Source organism: Mycobacterium sp. NGS15 (genome assembly GCF_059813245.1).
Window position 1 is genome coordinate 136,153 of sequence record NZ_JCALEF010000008.1, and the last position, 22,066, is coordinate 158,218.

Sequence of the window (22,066 nt, forward strand, 5' to 3'; positions counted from 1 at the left end):
ACAACATGCGGCGTGGCGAATTGACAAGTTCACTCTATTCACTCTGATATCAATCGTCACACTGTTTGCCATTTGCCAATCCCGACACACTATTACCGAGGAAATATGCGGCCATTCCCGGCCGCCTTCGCCCATTCGAGCCAAATACTTTGGCATACAGATCGATTCGGCGTTCGAATACGAAAATACAATGCACCAACCCATAGGCAATGTGACGACCGTAGTGACCAGGCTTTCCGGTCGACGCACAGAAATAATTGCAGCAGAAGGCTTTTCAGGACTGCCAGATCAGCAGCGCAGTGCGACTACCGCAATCTTGCGCGAGGTCACCGGGACGGTGGTCGGATAGTTCTGCGCATCGCGCCCTGCGCCCACATCCGTCACGGGGGACTGCTTTTCCACCGAGGTCACCGTGCACTTGCTCATGTCGCCGCCCCCGCTCTTGGTGATGATCACCCGATACCCATTGGCCTTGAGCTCGTTGATGACATCGTTGGCGTTGCCGCTCGCAGGAGCGGCGGCCGCTGTGTCTGCGCCCCCCGACGAGACACCGATCATCGCCACTAGTGCTGCTACCGCAATCAGCGACTGCCTCACGGCCTTCTCACCTCGTATCTAGGGCATGAAGGTTGTGTCCCGCACCGGCTCGGCCCGGAAGCATCAACGTCCCTGCATCCTACGAGAGCAACCGCATATCGCGCGCGAGGAGACGCCGGAGTATCCGAATTCTCGGCCTAGCCGACGGTCCAGGTGTCCCGGCCGGTCAGCAGCGCCTGCAATGCAGCGGTGTCACTGGGCTTGGCGGCCGCGGCGACCGCCAGCTGCTCACGGGCCAGATCGTCATAGGTCGGGCGCTGCACGCTGCGGAACACGCCCATCACGGTGTGCTCGAGGTCCTGCTCGGACAACCGCGACAGCGCAAAAGCGTAGGCCGGATCATCCGAATACGCATCGTGCACCACGATGTCCTCGGCCTTCACGTCTGCGGTCTTGGCCACTTCAAGGCTGAAACCCGAACGGATGACGCAGAGTTCGCCCTCGGCGCCGAAGGTTATCGGCTGGCCATGGCTCACGTTGATGACGCGTTGTTCGGCGCCTTCCTTGCGCAGCAGGTCGAAGGAGCCGTCGTTGAAGATCGGGCAGTCCTGCAAGATCTCCACCAACGCCGAACCGCGGTGGGCGGCTGCGGCGCGCAGCACCTCCGAGAGACCCTTCTTGTCCGAGTCCAGAGCCCGTCCCACGAACGTGGCCTCGGCTCCCAGCGCCAGTGACACCGGGTTGAACGGGTAGTCCAGCGACCCCATCGGGGTCGACTTGGTGACCTTGCCGGTCTCCGAGGTCGGCGAGTACTGCCCCTTGGTGAGGCCGTAAATCCTGTTGTTGAACAACAGGATTGTCAGGTTCACGTTGCGGCGAAGGGTGTGGATCAGGTGGTTACCGCCGATGGACAGTGCGTCACCGTCGCCGGTTACCACCCACACCGAAAGGTCCTCGCGAGCCAGCGCCAAGCCGGTCGCAATGGCCGGAGCCCGCCCATGGATGGAGTGCATGCCATAGGTGTCCAAGTAGTAAGGGAACCGGCTGGAGCAGCCGATACCACTGATGAACACGATGTTCTCGCGCTTGAGGCCAAGCTCCGGCAGGAAGCCACGGATGGTGTTGAGGATGACGTAGTCACCACAACCGGGGCACCAGCGCACTTCCTGATCGGAGGTGAAGTCCTTCGACTTCTGCTCCTCAGTTGTGGTCGGCACCAGAGCATTGGCCGTCAGACCCAGATCTGCACCGGCCAAGCTACCGATTCCGTTGATTCCGTTCAAAACGTCGGTCATGCGCGATCCCCTACGGCCACCGCGGATTCACGCGCGAGAACGGCCTTTTGACTTTCCTTTTCGGCGAGCGACCCGTCTAGGGCCGCATCGATGATTTCTTCGACCTCGTCGGCGAGGAAGGCCATGCCCTGCACCTTCGTCACCGACTGCACATCCACCAGGAACTTGCCGCGCAGCAGCAGCGACAGCTGTCCAAGGTTCATCTCCGGCGCAACGACCTTCGGGTACTTGCGCAGTACCTCACCCAAGTTCGTCGGGAACGGGTTGAGATGGCGCAGGTGGGCGTGGGCCACCTTGAGTCCCTTACGGCGGGCGCGACGGCATGCCTCACCGATGGGGCCGTAGGAGCTGCCCCATCCGATCATCAGCAGTTGGGCGTCACCGGTCGGATCGTCGACCTCCAAGTCCGGCACCGTGATTCCATCGATCTTGAGCTGGCGCAACCGCACCATGAGGTCGTGGTTCGCCGGGTCGTAAGAGATGTTGCCCGAACCGTTGGCCTTCTCCAGACCACCGATGCGGTGCTCCAGACCGGGTGTACCCGGAACGGCGAACTGACGGGCCAACGTCTCTGGATCGCGGTTGTAGGGCGCGAAGTCCTGGTCGGGGGTGGCGAAGGTGTGCTCGATCGCCGGGTAGCTCGCGATATCCGGGATGGCCCACGGCTCAGAGCCGTTGGCAATCGCTCCATCGGACAGGATCATCACCGGGGTGCGGTAGGTGAGCGCCATGCGCACCGCCTCGACGGCGATATCGAAGCAGTCCGAGGGTGAACGCGGGGCCAGCACCGCGATGGGCGACTCGCCATTGCGGCCGTAGAGGGCCTGCAGCAGGTCCGCCTGCTCGGTCTTGGTAGGCAGACCCGTCGATGGTCCGCCGCGCTGCACGTCGATCACCAGCAGTGGCAGCTCGGTCATGACCGCCAGACCCACCGCCTCGCTCTTGAGCGCCACACCGGGACCGGAGGTGCTGGTGACGCCGAGGGCGCCACCGAATGAAGCACCCAGGGCCGCACCGATTCCGGCGATCTCGTCCTCGGCCTGGAAGGTCAGCACACCGAAGTTCTTGAGCTTGCTCAGCTCATGCAGGATGTCGGATGCCGGGGTGATCGGGTAGGTGCCGAGCACCACCTGGGTCTTCGCAAGCTGGCCCGCGGCGACAACACCGTAGGCCAACGCCGTGTTACCCGAGACCTGCCGGTACTCGCCCGCCGGAAGAGACGCCTTGGCGACCTCGTAGGTGGTGCCGAATGCTTCGGTGGTCTCGCCGTAGTTCCAGCCGGCGCGGAAAGACAAGATGTTGGCCTCGGCCACATCGGGCTTCTTCGCGAACTTCTCCCGCAGGAACTGCTCGGTGCCCTCCAGGGGGCGGTGATACATCCAGGACAGCAGCCCCAGCGCGAACATGTTCTTGGTGCGCGCGCCGTCTTTCTTCGAAACTCCGGCGGGCTCGACGGCGCCGAGCGCCAACGTGGTCATCGGTACCTGATAGACCACGTAGTCCGACATGTCGTCGTGTTCCAGCGGATCGGACTGATATCCGACCTTGGCCAGATTGCGCTTGGTGAATTCGTCAGAGTTGGCGATCACCATGCCGCCGCGCGGCAGGTCGCCGATATTGGCCTTGAGTGCGGCCGGGTTCATCGCCACCAGTACGTCGGGCCGATCGCCCGCGGTGAGGATGTCGTAATCGGCAATCTGGATCTGGAAGGACGAAACACCGGGCAGCGTGCCCTGTGGGGCCCGGATCTCGGCGGGATAGTTCGGCTGAGTTGCGAGGTCATTGCCAAAGACGGCAGCCTCGGAAGTGAATCGGTCTCCGGTGAGCTGCATACCGTCGCCAGAGTCTCCAGCAAACCGGATGACGACCTTTTCCAGCTTCTCCGATACGGCTCCGTCGCCCACCGGTGACCTACCTTTCACGACGAACTCTGCCGGTCACGGTACGTACGTCACCATTCAGCAGAGTTTTCTGTCACTCTCGGTACCGATTATTGCACTTTCACACCGCTGACCTTGACGAGGCCGCCCCCGCGGGCGCCAAACTTGACACGTGTCGAGTCTCCACCTGCGGCCTGGCCAGTGCCGTTACCCCACTACCCGCCAGTAGACGTGAGGCAAATCACAAGGATCCGCCAAGCATCTGCTTGGTTGTCCTCCGTGCCGCCACCCCGGGACCAGCATTCGGGAGTTGTGACGCCCAGGCGCCGGCAACAGGGCCAGAATGAGAAACATGACCGGGCACCGGATACCGACGACTGTTCAAGGCGCAGAACACGAAGCGGGCGAGAGTGGGGAACCCCATATCAGCGTCACCGGGGCCAAGGACGTTGCCGCGGGAATGACCGCTGTTGGCGTTTCCCTGCAACGCGGTTTCGAACAAATGGGGCCATTGCGCACTGCGGCGACGCTGGCCAAGCTGAATCAACGTCACGGTTTTGACTGCCCAGGTTGTGCGTGGCCGGAAACCCCGGGTCACCGCAAACTTGCCGAGTTCTGCGAGAACGGTGCCAAGGCGGTCGCGGAAGAGGCAACCAAGCGCACGGTGACCCCGGCATTTTTTGCCGAGCACTCCGTGGAGGAACTCCGCGAGCTACCCGAGTACTGGCTCAGCCAGCAAGGTCGCCTCACCCATCCGATGGTGCTGCGCCCGGGCGAATCGCATTACCGGCCGATTGACTGGAACGACGCCTACGAGCTCATCGCCGACGAAGTCAGGGCTGCCGCCGACCCAGACCGCCTCGTCTTCTACACCTCGGGGCGCACCAGTAACGAGGCCGCATTCTGTTACCAGCTGCTGGTTCGCAGCCTGGGCACCAACAACCTGCCCGACTGCTCCAACATGTGCCACGAGTCGTCGGGCACCGCACTGACGGACTCGATCGGAATCGGTAAGGGCTCGGTGTCGGTACCCGATATCGAGCACGCCGACGTCATCCTCATCGCCGGTCAGAATCCCGGTACCAACCATCCCCGCATGCTGTCGGTGTTGGAGAAGGCGAAAGCCAACGGCGCCAAGATCATTGCCGTCAACCCACTCCCCGAGGCCGGACTGCTCCGCTTCAAGGACCCGCAGAAGGTCAACGGCGTGGTCGGCCACGGCGTGGCGATCGCCGACGAGTTCGTGCAAATCCGCCTCGGCGGCGACATGGCGCTCTTCGCAGGGTTGGGCAGGCTGCTGCTGGAGGCCGAAGACGCCAACCCCGGGAGCATCATCGACCGGCAGTTCGTCGACGAGCATTGCGCGGGCTATGAGGAATGGGCCGCACGGACGCGGCTGGTCGACTGGGAGACCGTCACGCAGGCAACGGGTATCGACATGTCCCAGCTGAAGACGGTTGCCACACTGTTAGCCGAATCAAAGCGCACCATCTTCTGCTGGGCCATGGGCCTCACCCAGCACCGGCACGCGGTTGCCACCATCGGCGAGGCAACGAATCTGCTGTTGATGCGCGGCATGATCGGCAAGCCCGGTGCCGGGGTGTGCCCCGTGCGCGGTCACTCGAACGTCCAGGGCGACCGCACCATGGGCATCTGGGAACAGATGCCCGAAACCTTCCTGGCCGCATTGGATTCCGAATTCGGCATCACCGCTCCCCGCAAGCACGGGTTCGACACGGTCGACGCGATCCGGGCCATGCGGGACGGCAAGGTCTCGGTCTTCATCGGCATGGGTGGCAACTTCGCCTCCGCCACCCCCGACACCGCCGTCACGGAGGCCGCACTGCGCAATTGCGCACTGACCGTGCAGATCTCCACTAAACTCAACCGCAGTCACCTCGTGAATGGACGCACCGCACTCATCCTGCCCACCCTCGGACGCACCGACAGGGACATCCAAGAATCGGGGAAACAGCTTGTTTCCGTAGAAGATTCAATGTCCATGGTGCACCTGTCACGTGGCAGCCTGCACCCGCCCAGCTCGGTGCTGCGCAGTGAGGTCGCCATCGTCTGCCAACTGGCACGCGCCATCCTGGGACCCGAGCATCCGGTGCCGTGGGGGCGGTTTGCCGACGACTACGACACCATCCGCGATGCCATCTCGCGCGTCGTGCCCGGATGCGCCGATTACAACACCAAGGTCCGCCGGCCGGATGGTTTCTTGCTGCCGCACCCACCGCGCGACGATCGCCACTTTCCCACCCACACGGGTAAGGCCAACTTCTCGGCGGCGCCGCTGGAGTGGGTACCGGTGCCCGCTGGCCGCCTGGTGCTACAGACACTGCGCAGCCACGACCAGTACAACACCACCATTTACGGCCTGGACGACCGTTACCGAGGCGTCAAGGGCGGCCGGCGGGTGGTCTTCGTCAACCCGGAAGACCTTGCGGCATTTGGGTTGCCCAAGGACGCACGGGTTGATCTGATCTCTGAGTACGCGGGCGCTGACGGGGTGCTTGAAGAGCGCCGAGCCGAGGACTTTCTCGTGGTGCCGTACTCGACACCGCGAGGCAACGCCGCCGCCTACTATCCGGAGACCAATCCGCTTGTGCCCCTTGATCATGTTGCGGAACGGTCCAACACTCCGGTGTCGAAGGCGGTCGTGATTCGATTGGTGGCCCGTGGGTAGGGTCACCGACAACCGCAAGATTCGACGCATCGAGGGCGTCGGACGCGGCGACCGCAGTGAGACGCTCGTCGTCGAGGAGCCCCTGGAAATTCGGGTGAATGGGCGCGCGGTGGCCGTCACCATGCGCACCCCCGGATCGGATGTCGAACTCACCCAAGGGTTCCTGCTCACCGAGGGGGTCGTCTCCGGCCGCGACGACCTGCTGACCGTGCGCTACTGCCAGGGCAACGGACCCGACGGCCTGAACACCTATAACGTTCTGGATGTCACCCTGGCCCCCGGGGTTCCCGCACCCGACCCGGCGGTGACGAGAAACTTCTACACCACCTCCTCCTGCGGCGTTTGCGGCAAGGGCTCACTGGAGGCGGTGCGCACCATCAGCCGCTTCTCCCCCGGCGACGATCCGTCCACCATCGACTCGCGCACCCTGGTGACGCTGCCCGACAAACTTCGTTCGGCACAAAAGGTTTTCGAGGCAACCGGCGGGCTTCATGCCGCGGCGCTATTCACCGTCGACGGGACCATGTTGGCGGTGCGCGAGGACATCGGCCGACATAACGCGGTGGACAAAGTCATCGGGTGGGCTCTGGAGAACGACCGTGTGCCGCTCACCGCGACCGTGCTGCTGGTCAGTGGGCGCGCCTCCTTTGAGCTCGCCCAGAAGGCAACCATGGCCGGAATTCCCATCCTGGCCGCGGTGTCGGCGCCATCCTCGTTGGCGGTGGACCTCGCGGCGCAGTCGGGGATGACGCTCGTCGCCTTCCTGCGCGAGGACAGCATGAACGTCTACACCCGGATGGACCGGGTCATCTAACCCTCCGGCACCTCGACGGCGATCTCTCTGCCCAGTGAGTAACCAGGAGCCAACGGCAAGTCATCGCCACTCCAGAACGATCCCGGGTCAAAGTAGTTCGACCGCTTCTCGGTGACGAGCAGCCCCATTTCCTCGTAGGTGATCGCCACCGTCTCGGCACAGAACGCGGTTTCCAGCCCGGCCTGCCGCTTTGTGGTGATGTCTCGCTCGGCCACCTCGCGAACCTTCTTGTGCACGAAGGGAAGTCCACGGGTGAGGTCGCTGACCGTGGGAAGCCGTCCCCGCACCCAGCGACCGGTCAGCCGTGCCGTGGCCGGAAACGGTGTCCCATCCATCCTGGCCACGACGCGTAGCGCGGCGTTCTCCTGCTCGCGGGTCACCCGCGGGCCCAGCTGCCGCAGCCAGCACCGCTGTCCATAGACGTGCGCCCATCGTTCGATCGCCGCACGCGCGTCGTGCAGCTGCACACCGCGGTGGTTGTCGCCGCTCCATACGTCGGCGAGTTTGTTGCCGAGTTCGGCGTGCCACATGAGCGGCGGCAGATCGTCGATCGCCACCGTCATGCCGACGTGGTTGACCGGGCTGTTCGACAACGTCTGGATGAGTCGATCGGGGCCCGAACGCCCGCGGAACACCCAGATGTCGCCGGTCCGCGTCGCATCGAGCGCCTCGTTGATCGACACGGCTCGATCGTCTTCGCGCAGGCGGCTCATCCCCGCACCGTAGCCTGGACCGATGGCCAACATGTGGAAGTGGCTCGGGCTCGCCGGGGCCGTCGGGGTGGCAGCCGGGGGCGTGCTGGTCGTCCGCGATCAACGCAAACGCGAGGCGTACACCGTCGATGAGATCCGCGACCGTCTGCATCAGCGACTCGGCGAAGCCGAGCGTCGCGACTAGCGAGCTCCCAAGCTACTGGGAACGCCAGTTCTGCAGGCCGACGAAGGCCATCGTCAGCGCGCTGGCTGCGCTCTCGACCACGTCGTTGGTTTCGGCGTCGGGCTGCACCAGTTCGGCCACCGCGTTGGCGGCAATCGACAGAATCAGGTTCGCCGCCGTCGTGAGATCGGCCGAGTCCCACAGGCGCATCTGATCGCGGCGTGCCAGATCGATCGCCAGCTCCCCCGCGAGCAGGCGCATCTCGATATGCACCGCCCGTCGCACCTCGGTGGGTGCGGTGTACCGCTCGGTGACAACAAACCGCAGCTGATCAGGTTTTTCCTGCACCTGCTCGGCGAGGATCCGCATCGCCTCGGCTAACGACGCCGGTTCACGTCGCCGGATTTCCCGCGCGATACCCCGCGCAATGCGCATCCCCTCCTCTGCCAACGCGACGCCCAGGTCGTCGAGCGACGAGAAGTGGCGATAGAAGGCCGTCGGCGAGATCCCTGCGCCACGGGCCACATCGCGCAGGCTGAGCCCGGAGAACGCCTGGGTTCGCGAGAGTTCGAGAGCCGCCTCGATCAGCGAGGTACGGGTGCGCAATTTCTGCTCACCCCGTACCGATTCACGCCGCGTGGAGACACCCGAATGCGGCCCCCGCTCACGACGACTGGTCATAGCGGTCACTGTATCGCTGTGATGACCGACACGGTGATTACGGCTTGACTGAGAGGGGGCGGCTTGGTTCACAATTTCAGTGTACATTCGTTAACCTAACGGAGGGAGTTCGAATGACATTTCTAACTAAAGCCACCCGCCGCATCCTGACCCCCGAGTCGTCACTGGGCCGGCTGCTGACAGCCGCCCTCACCCCGCACGCGGTCGACCGGTACCTCGAACTCGTCGATCCGATGATCACGTGGGAAGAGGCGCGAGCCCGCGTCGTTCGCGTGCAGCGCCGCACCACCCGATCCGTGACCTTGACCTTACGCACAACCCGCCAGTTCAAGGGCTTTCGGGCGGGTCAATTCGTCCAGCTAGGGGTCGTGATCGACGGCGTGCGGCATGTCCGGTGCTTCTCGCCGTCCTGCGCCGACGACGCCCGCGACATCATCGAGCTGACCATCGCCCGCCGGCCCGACGGCCTGGTCTCCAACCATCTGTACAAGCACGCCGCGGTCGGCGACGTCTACAGCATCACCCCGGCCACGGGCAGCTTCACCCTGCCCGACCCACGCCCGGCGCAGACTCTGCTCATCGCGGGTGGCAGTGGGATTACACCTGTGCTCTCAATGGCGCGAACCCTTGTCGGCAATGGGTACCCCGGCACCCTTGCGGTCCTCTACTACGCCCCGCATGCCGACGAAAACCCGTACGCACGCGAGCTGGCCGAGCTGGGTGAGCTGCCCTCCGTCACGGTCCACATGGAGTACACGCGTGAAGGCGGCGAACACTTCAGCGCAGAGCAGCTGCAGGCAATCGCGCCGTGGCACGTCGATGGCCAGACCTTCCTGTGTGGCCCGCCTTCCCTGCACGAGGCCGTGGGCGCGCTGTACGCCGAGCGCGGTATCTCCGATCGCCTGCACACCGAAGAGTTCACCCTCACCACATCGGGCACCACCGGCGAGGCCGGCGGCGTGCTGCGATTCGCCACCGCCGACAAGGGCACAGTCACCGCGGAGAACGACGGTCGGCCAATCCTGGAACAGGCTGAGGCCGCCGGTCTACAGCCGCAATTCGGCTGCCGGATGGGTATCTGCTTCGCCTGCACCGCGGTCAAGACCTCGGGGTGCACCCGGAATCTGCGCACCGGCGATGAGAACGACGACCCCGATCAGCACATCCAGCTCTGCATCACCGCCCCCGTCGGTGACGTCTCGATCAACCTCTGAATAGACCTCAAGGAGAGCAGCCAGATGCCAAGCAACGAAATCACCATCAGCGCCGCCGATATCGAGGCACTCGGCAAGGAATTCGACGAGCTGCGCGCCCGCATCGTCGCCGATCTGGGCGACCGTGACCGCGAGTACATCTACTCCATCATCAAGGCGCAGCGTGGCTGCGAGCTCGCCGGGCGCGGTCTGATGTACCTCGGGTTCATCCCGCCGGTATGGCTTGCCGCGGTGGGTGCGCTATCGATCTCCAAGATCCTCGACAACATGGAGATCGGGCACAACGTCATGCACGGCCAGTACGACTGGATGCGTGAAAAGGGGCTCAACTCAAGGGAATTCGAATGGGACACGGTGTGCCCCGCCGATCAGTGGCGCCATTCGCACAACTACATGCACCACACCTTCACCAACGTCGTCGACATGGATCGCGATATCGGTTACGGCATCCTGCGGATGGTGCCCGAGCAGAAGTGGAATCCGTACTACCTGGGGAACCTCGCCTGGGCGACGGCGCTGATGGTGCTGTTCGAGTGGGGTGTCATGGTGCACGACCTGGAGGTCGAGAACATCCTCAAGGGCAAGCGCAAGTGGTACGACGTCAAGAGCCTGGTGAAGGGCATGTGGCGCAAGGCCGGAAAGCAGGTGCTCAAGGACTACCTGATCTACCCTGCGCTGACCGGCCCCTTGTTTCCGATCACGTTCCTGGGTAACGCATCGGCCAACTTCGTGCGCAATATCTGGACCTTCTCGATCATCTTCTGCGGCCATTTCCCGTCGAACGTGCAGACCTTCTCCAAGGAGGAAACAGCCAACGAGACCCGTGGCGAGTGGTACGTCCGGCAGCTCCTCGGCTCGGCGAACATCGAGGGCAGCAGGCTCTTTCACATCATGAGCGGCAACCTGTCGCACCAGATCGAGCATCACCTGTTTCCCGACCTGCCGGCCAACCGCTACCCGGAGATGGCCACCGAGGTGCGCGAGCTATGCCAGAAGTACGGTCTGCCCTACAACTCGGGCGGCTTCTTCGCGCAGCTCTCGTCCACCTGGAAGAAGATCGCCCGGTTGTCCCTGCCCAACGGCTGGTTCAACAGCGAGCCCGAGCTGGTCGTGCACATCGACAGAGAGAAGAACGCAGACAAGTACACCGAGGTCAGCCCGGAGCCCCTGGTCGTTGACGAGCGCGGTGAGCTGGTCGACGCGTAAGTTAGGTGACGTGGTGAGCAAGTTCGAACGCAACAAAGACCTGGCCCAGGAGGTCGTCTCGTCGACCGCTGAGCATGTGGGTGAAATCGCCAAGATCATCACCAACGCGGTGGTGGACGTCACCCGGCAGCTCGGCGAGATCGCTACGGACGCCTTCGAGATGCGAGAGGCGGCCAAGTTGGCCGAGCAGGACGGAGCTCGGTCCGACGTGGGCGCCGATGAGGACCCGGCTACACGCTGATCGGTCACCGACTGAGCGCTGCGTTCTGTTCAGCGGAGCACGTCGCGCTCAGTCGGAGGCTTCTCGCCAGTCGGTCGCCGTGATGGTGAAGTAGACGTAGTCCTCCAGCGCGCCGTTGATCTCCCGCTTCTGCCGGTGGTGCTCATGGGCACCGATCTTGGCGAGCGCGCGCTGCGACCGGAGGTTGGTTGCGCCCACATGGAACCACACCAGGTCCGCATTGATAAACGCGTAATCCAGCATGAGCGTCTTGAGCTCGGCGTTCACGGTGCCGCCCCAGTATTCGCGGGTGATGAACGTGTACCCGATCGCGACCTCGCGCTTCTCCGGGTCCCATTCATAGAAACGGGAGGAGCCGATCATCTCCCCCGTTGAGTGGTCGATGATGACAAGCGATTTCGCGGCAAGAGCTTCCGTGAACCACTTCTCGAAGACCGCCCGCTCGTAGCGGTCCGAGCTCGGGTGTTGCTCCCAGATGAGCGGATCACTGGCGGCCCGATGCAGCGGCTCCAGATCGTCTTCCTCCAGCGGACGCAACGTCAGCGTGGGGCCCTCTAGCGTGGGCTGGCTCATGAACTCGGTGGCCATCCAGCCAGTTTACGAGGGGTTACGAAATATGTTGCGCCAGGGTCGATTTACCGGGGCCATCGAGCTCCGCCAGAGCACACGGCCGTGCCGCCATCGCCATCAGCAGCGCCTCGGCCGGCCCGGTGACCTCGGGGCCGCTGCCGCGCGACCAGCCGATATCGGTGGCTACCAGCCGTACACCGCGGGCCCGTAACGCACCCCGTATCGGTGGCGCCCAGCGTGCGAAATCCATCGCTACGCGTAACCGCTCCCCGGGAATCTCCCGCGGAATCCCCAACGGGCGCCGGATGTCTTGATGGTGGACGATGCCGTCCAGCAGTGCGATCCGGCCACCGAAACCCGATGTGAGCACGCCCGGCGTTTCCGCGGCACGGACCATCGCGAGTAGCTGTTCGGGGGTGCGGTCGGCCAGTTCGGCCACGCGATTGGCGTTGGCCCGATTCGGGTTGAATCCGGCCTTTGCGATGCGCGAGTAGAACTCGCCGCGGCTGAGGTCTTCGTACCCGATCATGTGCGCGACGACATCGCGCACCCGCCATTTAGTGCACAGGGTTGGCGCGTCCCATTGCTCCGGAGCAAGCCCGGCGAGAAAATTCGCCAGGTCAATGCGCTCGGCGCGCGCCAATTCCATGGCGCTCATAACGAACTAGGCGCTCTTATCGCGCCGTTCGGCACGGGAGGGCTTACGGGGCACGATCGTCGGCAGCACGTTGTCGATGACGGTCTCCCCGGTCACCACGACCTTGGCGACATCGTCGCGGCTCGGGATGTCGTACATGACCGGCTGCAGAACTTCCTCCATGATGGCGCGCAGACCCCGGGCGCCGGTGCCGCGGTGGATGGCCTGGTCGGCGATGGCTTCGAGCGCATCCTGCTCGAATTCCAGCTCGACGCCGTCCATCTCGAAGAGCCGCGTGTACTGCTTGACCAGCGCGTTCTTCGGCTCGGACAGGATCGTGATCAGCGATTCGCGGTCCAGGTTGGTCACCGAGGCAACAATCGGCAGACGACCGATGAACTCGGGGATGAGCCCGAACTTGATCAGGTCCTCGGGCATGACCTCGGCAAAATGGTCGGTGGTATCGATATCGGCCTTCGACTTGACCTCGGCGCCGAAGCCGAGGCCGCGCTTGCCGACACGGTCCGACACGATCTTCTCCAGGCCCGCGAACGCGCCGGCCACGATGAACAACACATTGGTGGTGTCGATCTGGATGAACTCTTGATGCGGGTGCTTGCGGCCGCCCTGCGGGGGCACCGAAGCCTGCGTGCCCTCCAGGATCTTCAGCAGCGCCTGCTGCACGCCTTCACCGGAGACATCGCGAGTGATGGAGGGGTTCTCGCTCTTGCGGGCGATCTTGTCGACCTCGTCGATGTAGATGATGCCGGTCTCGGCACGCTTCACGTCGTAGTCGGCCGCCTGAATCAGCTTGAGGAGAATGTTCTCCACGTCCTCGCCCACGTATCCGGCCTCGGTGAGGGCGGTGGCGTCGGCGATGGCGAACGGCACATTGAGCATCTTGGCCAGCGTCTGGGCCAGGTAGGTCTTGCCGCAGCCGGTGGGACCCAGCATCAAAATATTGGATTTGGCCAGTTCAACGGTCTCACCCCGGGCATCGCGGGCCTTGTCTCCGGCCTGGATGCGCTTGTAGTGGTTGTAGACGGCGACGGCGAGGGTCTTCTTCGCATTGTCCTGGCCGATGACGTAATTCTCCAGGAACTCGCGGATCTCCACGGGTTTGGGCAGTTCATCGAGCTTGACGTCGTCAGCGTCGGCCAGTTCCTCTTCGATGATCTCGTTGCAGAGGTCGATGCATTCGTCGCAGATGTACACGCCGGGGCCGGCGATGAGCTTCTTGACCTGCTTCTGGCTCTTTCCGCAGAACGAGCATTTCAGCAGGTCGCCGCCGTCTCCGATACGTGCCATGGTGGCCAGTCCTACTTCCTGTCACACGGTGGTGGATCGTGGTGTCAACACGTCCCTGCCCTGATTAAAGAGCTATCGAACCCGACGCTACCCGCTATACCGGACAACCCGCGACCGATAAACCGAATAGCACCGACGGCATTTACACCCTGCCGTGGTGGAGAACATATCGCCTCACACCGACCGAAGCCGCCGATGACGCGCACCGAGGACCGGTGTGTCGCAACTGTTATCCGGACCCGCCGCCCGGCAGCTACGAGGTTGCCTGCGCGGAGAGCTTGCGGTACTCCAGGACGACGTCGATCATCCCGTACTCCTTGGCCTCCTCGGCCGTGAAGATCTTGTCGCGGTCGGTGTCCTTACGGATGACCTCCGCGTCCTTGCCGGTGTGCCGGGACAGGGTCGTCTCCTGCAGCACCCGCATGCGCTCGATCTCCTTGGCCTGGATCTCCAGGTCGGTGAACTGCCCCTGGATCACACCGGACAGCGACGGCTGGTGGATCAACACGCGGGCGTTGGGCAGCGCCATCCGCTTACCCGGGGTGCCCGCCGCAAGCAGCACGGCCGCAGCCGAAGCGGCCTGGCCCAGCACCACCGTGCGGATGTCCGAGCGGACGTACTGCATGGTGTCGTAGATCGCCATCAACGAGGTGAAGGAGCCACCCGGGGAGTTGATGTACATGGTGATTTCGCGGTCGGGATCCAGCGACTCCAGCACCAGCAGCTGGGCCATGATGTCGTTGGCCGAGGCGTCGTCCACCTGCACGCCGAGGAAGATGATGCGCTCCTCGAACAGTTTGTTGTACGGGTTGGACTCCTTGACACCGAAGCTCGAGTGCTCGATGAACGAGGGCAGGATGTAGCGCGCCTGCGGAGCCAATTCCGGGTTGAGGTGCTTCGAGATCACTTGGAGGCTCCCTTGCTGCCGTTGAGATTGCCGCGGGTGATGATCTTGTCGACGAACCCGTACTCCAGGGCCTCCGGCGCGGTGAACCAGCGGTCGCGGTCCGAATCGGTCTCGATCTGTTCGACACTCTTGCCGGTGAATTCGGCGTTGAGGCGGAACATTTCCTTCTTGATGACCGTGAACTGCTCGGCCTGAATGGCGATATCGGAGGCGCTACCGGTCACACCGCCAAGGGGCTGGTGCATCAGGATCCGGGCGTGCGGCAGCGCGTGCCGCTTGCCCTTGGTGCCCGCTGCGAGCAGGAACTCACCCATCGATGCCGCCATACCCATCGCGTAGGTGGCGATATCGCACTCGGAGAGCTCCATGGTGTCGAAGATCGCCATGCCGGCGCTGATCGACCCACCTGGCGAATTGATGTACAGGTGGATGTCCTTGGTGGGATCCTCGGCCGTCAGCAGCAGAATCTGCGCGCACAGCTTGTTGGCGATGTCATCGTCCACCTGCTGGCCCAGGAAAATGATGCGCTCGGAGAGCAGGCGCTCATACACCGAGTCGATGAGGTTGAGCCCGGCTGTCGCCGAACGCATTTCAGTCACTGTGCAACCTGCCTTCGTCTAGCTCTTCAGGTTTCCGTTTGAGAAACCGGTGGAAACCAATCTTGAGAACCGTTTTGTGTACTGCCGACATTAACCAACATCGGCGGCTGCGCACTCCCCACAGCGGGTGAGTTCGCTCAGAGCGTGATGTTCCTCGCCTCAATGGCTCATCTCAATGGCTCATCACGGCGTTATTTAGGCGTCGGCGGCTTCCCCGGCTTCGTCCTTGCTCTTCTTCTTGGCCTTCTTCTCGGACTTTTCGGACTTTTCCCCGCCCGTGCTGTCCTTGCTCTTCTTCTTGGCGCTGTCCGCGCTCTCCTCGGCAGATACGTCTGCGTCGATATCTGCGTCGATCTCGGCACCGGCCTCTTCGGCCCCGCCACGACGCGGTCCCAGCACGGCATCGACGTCCACATCGGCGCCGGTGGAGTCGGTCACCTTGGCCTGACGGATGACCTCGGCGATGGCCTTACCGCGACGCACGTCGACGTACAGGCCGGGCAGCTGCTGCTGCTGCGTGAGGTACTGCACCAGCTGCTGCGGCTCGATGCCGTACTGCCGTGACATCAGCACCAGACGCTCGGTGAGGTCCTGCTGGTCGACGTTGATGTCGAACTTGTCGGCGATCACGTCCAGCAACAGCTCGGTCTTGATGGACTTGGTCGCGGACTCGCGCAGGTCCTTGTCGAACTCCTCACGGGAGGTGCCCTGCTCCTCGAGCAGCTCGTTGAGCTTCTCCTCGTTGTGGTCCAGACCGTGAACGGCCTCGTGGAAGCTATTGCCGATCTGCTCCTCGAGGATCTTCTCGGGCACCGGGATCTCGATCTTCGCAAGCAGCGCGGTGATGGTCTCATCGCGGATCTCGTCGGCCTGGGCAATGCGCTTGCGGCCCTTCACCTGCTCGACGAGGCTGTCCTTGAGCTCGCCGATGGTGTCGAATTCGCTTGCCAGCTGGGCAAAGTCGTCGTCGGCAGCGGGAAGTTCGCGCTCCTTGATCGATCCGACCTTGACGGTGACCTCGGCTTCCTGTCCGGCGAACTCACCGGCGGCCAGCTTGGTGGTGAACAGCTTCTCCTCGCCGGCCTTCAGACCGATGATGGCCTCATCCAGGCCGTCGATCAGCTGCCCGGAGCCGATCTCGTGAGACAGACCGGTGGTCGCGGCTTCCTCGACGTCCTTGCCGTCGACGGTGGCCGAGAGGTCGATCGACACGAAGTCGCCGTCCTCGGCGGGCCGCTCGACACCCTTGAGGGTTCCGAACCGCGCCCGCAGCGCGTCCAGCTCGGCATCCACCTCGGAGTCCTCGACGGTGACGGGCTCGACGGTGACTGCGACGGTGCTCAGGTCGGGCAGCTCGATCTCGGGGCGTACATCCACCTCGGCCGTGAAGGTCAGCTCCTCGCCGTCCTCGATCTTGGTGACCTCGATCTCCGGCTGTCCGAGCGGCTTGACGTCGGAGGCGGTGACGGCCTCGCTGTACCGTCCCGGGAGCGCGGAGTTGACGACCTGCTCCAGCACGGCGGCACGACCGACGCGCGCCTCAAGCAGCTTGGCGGGGGCCTTACCCGGCCGGAAACCGGGCAGACGGACCTGCTGGGCCAGCTCCTTGTACGCCTTGGAGAAATCCGGTTCGAGCTCTGCGAAGGGAACCTCGACGTTGATGCGAACCCGGGTCGGGCTCAGCTTTTCGACGGTGCTCTTCACGTGCAGTGCTCCTTTATAGTTCGCGGCAGATCGTCGTGACCTGCGGTTCTTCGTGCTGTCGTGCTGTCGGGGTGACAGGATTTGAACCTGCGACCCTCCGCTCCCAAAGCGGATGCGCTACCAAGCTGCGCTACACCCCGTCGGACCTGCGTCCCCTCACTTCGATGAGACCTGGTGATACTACGGCCTCGCCATATCGCAGAAGGAATTGGTTTGATCCTCCCTGGCGCTGTACATTCGTCAGCGCATGCGGGACAACCTCGCACGCATGCGGGTGTAGCTCAATGGTAGAGCCCTAGTCTTCCAAACTAGCTACGCGGGTTCGATTCCCGTCACCCGCTCCACACATCAGTACCGTAGGTGCCATGGAAATCATCCTGGGCCTGCTTCTCCTCGGCGTGATCGTCGGCGGCGCGATCATCTACACACAGGGATCGAGCCGCCGCCGTGGCGACCAGCTCGAGGACGCCAAGGCCGATGCCCGCCGCCTCACCGAGCGTCTCGGCGGGCAGGTGCTGGGTTTGACCGGGAACGACGATGCTTCCCGGCAGGCACTCGCCGACGCCTCCGAGCGCTTCACCGCCGCGTCCTCGGCCATCGAGCAGGCCAGGACCCCGGCACAGGCAACGCTGGCCAAGGAAAGCGCCGTTGAAGGGCTGTACTACGTCCGGGCAGCTCGCCTTGCCATGGGCATGGATCCCGGACCCGAACTCCCGTCGACCACCGGACAAAGCAACGCCGGCTCCGTGAGTGAGGATCGGCGCATCAACTTCGAGGGACGCGAGATCGAGGCCTCCCCGGATCCGTCGGGCCGCACGCCCAACTACTACCCCGGCGGTACCGTCGCCGGACGTCCGGTTCCCGCCGGGTGGTACTCCGAGCCGTGGTGGAAGCCTGCGCTCGTGGCCGGCGCGTGGGGTGTGGGTTCGGCGCTGCTGTTCAACTCACTCTTCTCCGGCATGCATGGCGTCGGGTACGGCGCCTCCGGCTTCGAAAGTGGTTTCGGCCAAGGCTATTCGGACGGATATGACGCCGGGGTGAATGCCGGGAACGACGGCGGCGCGGACCAAGCCGGCTGGGATCAAGGCTCAGGCGGGGCCGACCAAGGGGGCTGGGACCAGGGCGGCTCCGGTTGGGACCAGGGCGGCGGTAGCGGCTGGGACAGCGGCGGCGGCTGGGATGGTGGCGGTGGCGGCGATTTCGGCGGCGATTTCGGGGACTTCTAGGGACGCCTACGGTGCATTGAGCGGCACATTGGGCGTGAGCAAGATGGGCGCAAAAGTCTCGCGCGCCAGCGCACGTACCTCTTCGGTGTTGCCGAGGTCGATGGTTGTCGTGGGCGCGGCGAGATATCCCAGCACCAAGTGGATCAAGACGTCCACCTGCCGTTGCGAATCGCCCGGCGGAATGCGCCCTTCCTCCCGCATCTGATCGATCTGAGAGGTGAGATAGTGTCGCGCCAGTTCGATTGGCGCCGGATCTCCCTGCGTGATTGCCTCTATCGCAGTCATCCTGGCCACGAGTGAATCACCGCGCAGCAGAGGATGATTCACTACCTCAATACAGACAGCGAACCCCTCGGCGACCCGCTCACCGATGTCGTCAAAACCGCCCGCACGCTCCTGTAACTCGTCCAGGAATTTTCGCATTTCTTGGGCAAGCGCCCTCTCGAACAACTGGTCCTTACTCGCAAAGCGCCGAAACACCGTGGCGCGGCCCACTTTCGCCCGTCGCGCCACTTCGTCAATGGTGGCGGTCTGGGTTCCCCGCTCCGCCAGAACCTCGATGGCGGCATCCAGCAGCCGTATTTCGATATCGTCCGGTTCAGGGTGCGAACCAAGTCCGCGAACCGCGCGCGCGAAAAGCTTTCCCAACGGCGCGCCAGGTCGCGTCATGAACCCACCTCTCGGGTTATCGGTACTCACCGTCTCATTCAGGCAAGCTTAACAACCTGTACGTCACCGGGCTTGTCATCAGCCAATTTGACATGAGGCACACCAGAACAGGTTTCGCGCATCCATCTCCGCTGTGCGGATCGGGGCGCCGCACACCCGACAGGGAGCACCCGCGCGCCGGTACACGTAGGTACGGGGTCTGTCCGGTGCGTACGACGGCGCGCCGTGATCGAACTCGGGATCGACGGTGACGATCTTTCCGACCCGCAGGCCGACGCGCATTCTGTCCACCAGGTCACCCCAGAGCGCGGTGAGCTCGTCCGGATCCAGCCGGACGCCCTCCCGGTACGGGTCGATCCGCTGGCGGAACAGCACCTCGCTGCGATATACGTTGCCGACACCGGCGATAATCTTCTGATCCATCAACAGAGCGCCGATTGGCCTGTGCGACTTCGTGATCCGCTCGAAGGCGGACGCCGGGTCGGACCGGGGGCGCAACGGGTCGGGGCCCAGCCGAGCCAGGATCGCGTCGACCTGCGGGGCGTCAATGAGCTCACACGCCGTCGCGCCGCGCAGATCGGTACCGAACTGCGCTCCCTCGATACGCATCCGCACCTGGCCGACGGGCATACCCATCGGGACGGACAGCTCGGTGAACGCGCCGTATAGCCCCAAGTGAACATGGACGACGCCAGCGGGGCCATAGTCATGGAACAGGTGCTTGCCCCAGGCATGCGCCTTCACGAAGATCCGTCCGTTGACCGCGGCCGCGCCTTCGGTGAACCGTCCCTGCGGACTACTGACCGACACCGGCGATCCAGCGAACCGGCGCTGATGCAACCGGGCCAGCCGGTGCAGGGTATGCCCCTCCGGCACAGACGTTTACCCGCCGGCGCCCGGTACCGGCGGCGCGACGTGCGTGGTCTCGTACTCGGCCAGGATGTCGATGCGGCGCTGGTGCCGCGGCTCCTCGGACCAGGTGGCCGCCAGGAAGGCGTCCACGATGGCGAGTGCCTCGGGCACGGTGTGCATGCGTCCACCGATGCCGATCAGCTGTGCGTTGTTGTGTTCGCGGGCCAGCACTGCGGTCTCCAGACTCCACGCCAGCGCACAGCGGGCACCCGGAACCTTGTTGGCGGCGATCTGCTCACCGTTACCCGAACCGCCCAGCACGATGCCGAGGCTGCCCGGATCGGCGACGGTGCGGCGCGCCGCGTCAATGCAGAACGCCGGATAGTCGTCCTGCGGGTCCAGCTCAAAGGCACCGCAATCCACCGGCTCGTGGCCACGACCACGAAGGTGCTCGATGATCTTCTGCTTCAACTCGTATCCGGCGTGATCGGCTCCCACATAGACGCGCATGCCCCAATTGTGACAGTTGAGTTGTGTCAGGTTGCCCCGCGGTCGGTTACCGTGGCGCGCATGTACCCGGTCGGACTGCCTCAGTACACCTATCCCCCGCGTCGACATCCGTGGGAGATCGGGTTGCTCGTCGCCGTGATCCTGTTCACGGTGCTGCTCTACATCGGCGCGCTCTTCAGCATCATCGGGTACCTCGCCGACCCCGAGCACGTCGACCTGAACATCATCATCGTGGCGCTGGCGGCCACTCCTCTGACCCTGTACCTGGGTCGAGGCATCCTCTACGGACAGCAGCGGGTGAACGGCGTGAAGATGTCACCCACGCAGTTCCCCGAGGGATATGCGATGGTCGTCGAGGCGGCACAGCGGTTCGGCCTGCAAGAGCTGCCCGATGCCTACGTCGTGCTGGGCAACGGCCAGATCAACGCCTTCGCCAGTGGTCATGGCTTCCGCCGGTTCGTCGTCGTCTACAGCGACCTGTTCGAGATCGGCGGCGATGCACGTGACCCGGAGGCGCTGGCCTTCATCATCGGCCACGAGGTCGGCCACATCGCCGCCGGGCACGCGTCCTATTGGCGGCAGTTCGCCCAGACCGCGATGAACTTCGTCCCGTTCCTCGGCACCTCGCTGTCGCGGTCCATGGAATACACCGCCGACAACCACGGATATGCCATGCGCCCCACCGGAATTCAGGGGGCCATCGGAGTCATGGCGGCAGGCAAATATCTGCTCAAGCGGGTCGAGTTCGATACGCTGGCCAACCGCGCCACTCTGGAAACAGGCTTCTTTGTATGGCTGGTCAATATGCTGTCCAGCCACCCGGTGCACACCTGGCGCGCGGCCGCACTGCGGAATCGGCAGCAGGCCGGGTCGTTGTTCTTCCGGCCCAAGCTGCTGCCGCCGACTCCCATTCCTCCAGTGCCCCCGGTACTACCGCCCGCACCGCTCCCGATTCCGCACGGCTACCAGCCGCACCAGCAGGGCTACACGTTCGGCAATCCGCCCCCGCGTTACTAGTCGAACGTCGGCGGTTCGGTGCGCGTGCGCTTGAGCTCGAAGAAATACGGGTACGAGGCAAAGATCACCGACGCATCCCACAGCTTGCCCGCCTCTTCGCCGCGCGGAATCTTGGAGATCACCGGGCCGAAGAAGGCCACACCGTTGACGTGGATCGTCGGGGTGCCCACATCCGGGCCCACCTTGTCCATGCCGGCGTGGTGGCTGACGCGCAGTGCCTCGTCGTAGTCGGTGGACTCGGCGGCGTCGGCCAGCTCGGCCGGCAGGCCCACCTCAGCCAGCGACTCGGCGATGACCGCCGGAAGATCCTTGTTGTCCTGGTTGTGGATCCGGGTACCCATGGCGGTGTACAGCGGCTCCAGGATGTCGGGTCCCCCGCCGTCTTGAGTAGCCTGCTCGGCGGCGATGGCCACCCGCACCGGCCCCCAGGCGGTCTTCATGAGCTCCTGATAGCGCTCCGGCAGGTTATCGCGGCCTTCGTTGAGGACGGCCAGGCTCATCACCCGGAACTTCACGTCGATATCGCGAACCTTCTGGACCTCAAGAATCCACCGCGAGGTGATCCAGCACCACGGACACAGCGGGTCGAACCAGAACTCAGCGAGGTCCTTCTTGTCTGCAGACATAGAGCGCC

General features: G+C 64.0%; 23 protein-coding genes and 2 tRNA genes. 9 read left to right on the top strand and 16 right to left on the bottom strand.

The window, feature by feature from the left end:
- Positions 1-288: 288 nt before the first annotated feature.
- From AC5Y5C_RS23605 to AC5Y5C_RS23615, 3 genes are all read right to left on the bottom strand, one after another.
- Positions 289-597: a hypothetical protein gene (locus AC5Y5C_RS23605; RefSeq protein WP_499976974.1), complete on the bottom strand. Its 309-nt coding sequence runs from the start codon at positions 595-597 to the stop codon at positions 289-291.
- A 137-nt stretch (positions 598-734) separates the two neighbouring features.
- Complete coding sequence (locus AC5Y5C_RS23610; RefSeq protein ID WP_499976976.1) at positions 735-1,832, bottom strand: 2-oxoacid:ferredoxin oxidoreductase subunit beta; 1,098 nt, start codon at positions 1,830-1,832, stop codon at positions 735-737.
- Positions 1,829-3,754, bottom strand: a complete 1,926-nt coding sequence (locus tag AC5Y5C_RS23615) for a 2-oxoacid:acceptor oxidoreductase subunit alpha (RefSeq protein WP_499976978.1) — start codon at positions 3,752-3,754, stop codon at positions 1,829-1,831. The genes AC5Y5C_RS23610 and AC5Y5C_RS23615 overlap by 4 nt, the downstream gene beginning before the upstream one ends.
- 310 nt (positions 3,755-4,064) lie before the next feature.
- Here AC5Y5C_RS23615 and AC5Y5C_RS23620 point away from each other — a divergent pair, with 310 nt between their 5' ends.
- A complete protein-coding gene (locus tag AC5Y5C_RS23620; RefSeq protein WP_499976980.1) occupies positions 4,065-6,401 on the top strand; it encodes an FdhF/YdeP family oxidoreductase in 2,337 nt (778 codons plus the stop codon).
- Positions 6,394-7,215, top strand: coding sequence for a formate dehydrogenase accessory sulfurtransferase FdhD (fdhD, locus tag AC5Y5C_RS23625; protein ID WP_499976982.1), 822 nt, complete (start codon positions 6,394-6,396; stop codon positions 7,213-7,215). The genes AC5Y5C_RS23620 and fdhD overlap by 8 nt, the downstream gene beginning before the upstream one ends.
- On the opposite strand, the gene AC5Y5C_RS23630 is transcribed toward fdhD, so the two are convergent.
- Positions 7,212-7,898, bottom strand: coding sequence for a guanylate cyclase (locus tag AC5Y5C_RS23630; RefSeq protein ID WP_499977044.1), 687 nt, complete (start codon positions 7,896-7,898; stop codon positions 7,212-7,214). The two genes, fdhD and AC5Y5C_RS23630, sit on opposite strands and share 4 nt — an antisense overlap.
- Positions 7,899-7,950: 52 nt before the next feature.
- Between AC5Y5C_RS23630 and AC5Y5C_RS23635 the strand changes: the two genes are divergently transcribed.
- Positions 7,951-8,112: a hypothetical protein gene (locus AC5Y5C_RS23635; protein ID WP_139359845.1), complete on the top strand. Its 162-nt coding sequence runs from the start codon at positions 7,951-7,953 to the stop codon at positions 8,110-8,112.
- A 12-nt stretch (positions 8,113-8,124) separates the two neighbouring features.
- On the opposite strand, the gene AC5Y5C_RS23640 is transcribed toward AC5Y5C_RS23635, so the two are convergent.
- Complete coding sequence (locus AC5Y5C_RS23640) at positions 8,125-8,781, bottom strand: TetR family transcriptional regulator (RefSeq protein ID WP_499976984.1); 657 nt, start codon at positions 8,779-8,781, stop codon at positions 8,125-8,127.
- A gap of 104 nt (positions 8,782-8,885) precedes the next feature.
- Here AC5Y5C_RS23640 and AC5Y5C_RS23645 point away from each other — a divergent pair, with 104 nt between their 5' ends.
- From AC5Y5C_RS23645 to AC5Y5C_RS23655, 3 genes are read left to right on the top strand one after another with little or no spacing between them, the layout of a single operon-like run.
- Positions 8,886-9,986 (top strand): ferredoxin reductase, encoded by a 1,101-nt coding sequence (locus tag AC5Y5C_RS23645; protein ID WP_499976985.1) that lies wholly within the window; start codon positions 8,886-8,888, stop codon positions 9,984-9,986.
- Positions 9,987-10,010: 24 nt separating this feature from the next.
- Positions 10,011-11,192, top strand: a complete 1,182-nt coding sequence (locus tag AC5Y5C_RS23650) for a fatty acid desaturase family protein (protein ID WP_499976986.1) — start codon at positions 10,011-10,013, stop codon at positions 11,190-11,192.
- A 10-nt stretch (positions 11,193-11,202) separates the two neighbouring features.
- On the top strand, positions 11,203-11,433 hold the full coding sequence (locus AC5Y5C_RS23655) for a hypothetical protein (RefSeq protein WP_499976988.1): 231 nt from the start codon (positions 11,203-11,205) through the stop codon (positions 11,431-11,433).
- Positions 11,434-11,481: 48 nt separating this feature from the next.
- Here the strand turns inward: AC5Y5C_RS23655 and AC5Y5C_RS23660 are convergent, their stop codons facing one another.
- The 7 genes from AC5Y5C_RS23660 to AC5Y5C_RS23690 form a co-directional block, all read right to left on the bottom strand.
- Entirely contained in the window at positions 11,482-12,021 is a 540-nt protein-coding gene (locus AC5Y5C_RS23660) for a GNAT family N-acetyltransferase (RefSeq protein WP_499976989.1), read from the bottom strand.
- Positions 12,022-12,040: 19 nt separating this feature from the next.
- On the bottom strand, positions 12,041-12,652 hold the full coding sequence (locus AC5Y5C_RS23665; RefSeq protein ID WP_499977046.1) for a maleylpyruvate isomerase family mycothiol-dependent enzyme: 612 nt from the start codon (positions 12,650-12,652) through the stop codon (positions 12,041-12,043).
- Positions 12,653-12,667: 15 nt separating this feature from the next.
- The gene (gene clpX / locus AC5Y5C_RS23670; protein WP_134206261.1) at positions 12,668-13,948 is read right to left on the bottom strand and encodes an ATP-dependent Clp protease ATP-binding subunit ClpX; all 1,281 of its coding nucleotides are present in this window, start codon (positions 13,946-13,948) and stop codon (positions 12,668-12,670) included.
- 253 nt (positions 13,949-14,201) lie between these two features.
- Positions 14,202-14,855, bottom strand: a complete 654-nt coding sequence (locus tag AC5Y5C_RS23675; RefSeq protein WP_499976990.1) for an ATP-dependent Clp protease proteolytic subunit — start codon at positions 14,853-14,855, stop codon at positions 14,202-14,204.
- Positions 14,852-15,445 (bottom strand): ATP-dependent Clp protease proteolytic subunit, encoded by a 594-nt coding sequence (locus AC5Y5C_RS23680; protein ID WP_499976992.1) that lies wholly within the window; start codon positions 15,443-15,445, stop codon positions 14,852-14,854. The genes AC5Y5C_RS23675 and AC5Y5C_RS23680 overlap by 4 nt, the downstream gene beginning before the upstream one ends.
- 204 nt (positions 15,446-15,649) lie before the next feature.
- Positions 15,650-17,158, bottom strand: coding sequence for a trigger factor (gene tig, locus AC5Y5C_RS23685; protein WP_499976993.1), 1,509 nt, complete (start codon positions 17,156-17,158; stop codon positions 15,650-15,652).
- A gap of 66 nt (positions 17,159-17,224) precedes the next feature.
- A tRNA-Pro gene (locus AC5Y5C_RS23690) sits at positions 17,225-17,298 on the bottom strand.
- A 130-nt stretch (positions 17,299-17,428) separates the two neighbouring features.
- On the opposite strand from AC5Y5C_RS23690, the gene AC5Y5C_RS23695 reads away from it, so the two are divergent.
- Positions 17,429-17,502, top strand: a tRNA-Gly gene (locus AC5Y5C_RS23695).
- A gap of 21 nt (positions 17,503-17,523) precedes the next feature.
- Entirely contained in the window at positions 17,524-18,384 is an 861-nt protein-coding gene (locus tag AC5Y5C_RS23700) for a DUF1542 domain-containing protein (protein ID WP_499976995.1), read from the top strand.
- Positions 18,385-18,390: 6 nt separating this feature from the next.
- Here AC5Y5C_RS23700 and AC5Y5C_RS23705 read toward each other — a convergent pair whose 3' ends face one another.
- The 3 genes from AC5Y5C_RS23705 to AC5Y5C_RS23715 form a co-directional block, all read right to left on the bottom strand.
- Entirely contained in the window at positions 18,391-19,053 is a 663-nt protein-coding gene (locus AC5Y5C_RS23705; RefSeq protein WP_499976996.1) for a TetR/AcrR family transcriptional regulator, read from the bottom strand.
- Positions 19,054-19,131: 78 nt separating this feature from the next.
- Complete coding sequence (locus tag AC5Y5C_RS23710) at positions 19,132-19,929, bottom strand: Fpg/Nei family DNA glycosylase (protein WP_499976998.1); 798 nt, start codon at positions 19,927-19,929, stop codon at positions 19,132-19,134.
- Between the two features lie 6 nt (positions 19,930-19,935).
- Positions 19,936-20,415: a ribose-5-phosphate isomerase gene (locus tag AC5Y5C_RS23715; RefSeq protein ID WP_499977001.1), complete on the bottom strand. Its 480-nt coding sequence runs from the start codon at positions 20,413-20,415 to the stop codon at positions 19,936-19,938.
- 60 nt (positions 20,416-20,475) lie between these two features.
- On the opposite strand from AC5Y5C_RS23715, the gene AC5Y5C_RS23720 reads away from it, so the two are divergent.
- Positions 20,476-21,432 (top strand): M48 family metallopeptidase, encoded by a 957-nt coding sequence (locus AC5Y5C_RS23720; protein WP_499977004.1) that lies wholly within the window; start codon positions 20,476-20,478, stop codon positions 21,430-21,432.
- On the opposite strand, the gene AC5Y5C_RS23725 is transcribed toward AC5Y5C_RS23720, so the two are convergent.
- Positions 21,429-22,058: a mycothiol-dependent nitroreductase Rv2466c family protein gene (locus tag AC5Y5C_RS23725; RefSeq protein WP_499977006.1), complete on the bottom strand. Its 630-nt coding sequence runs from the start codon at positions 22,056-22,058 to the stop codon at positions 21,429-21,431. The two genes, AC5Y5C_RS23720 and AC5Y5C_RS23725, sit on opposite strands and share 4 nt — an antisense overlap.
- Between the last annotated feature and the right edge of the window lie 8 nt (positions 22,059-22,066).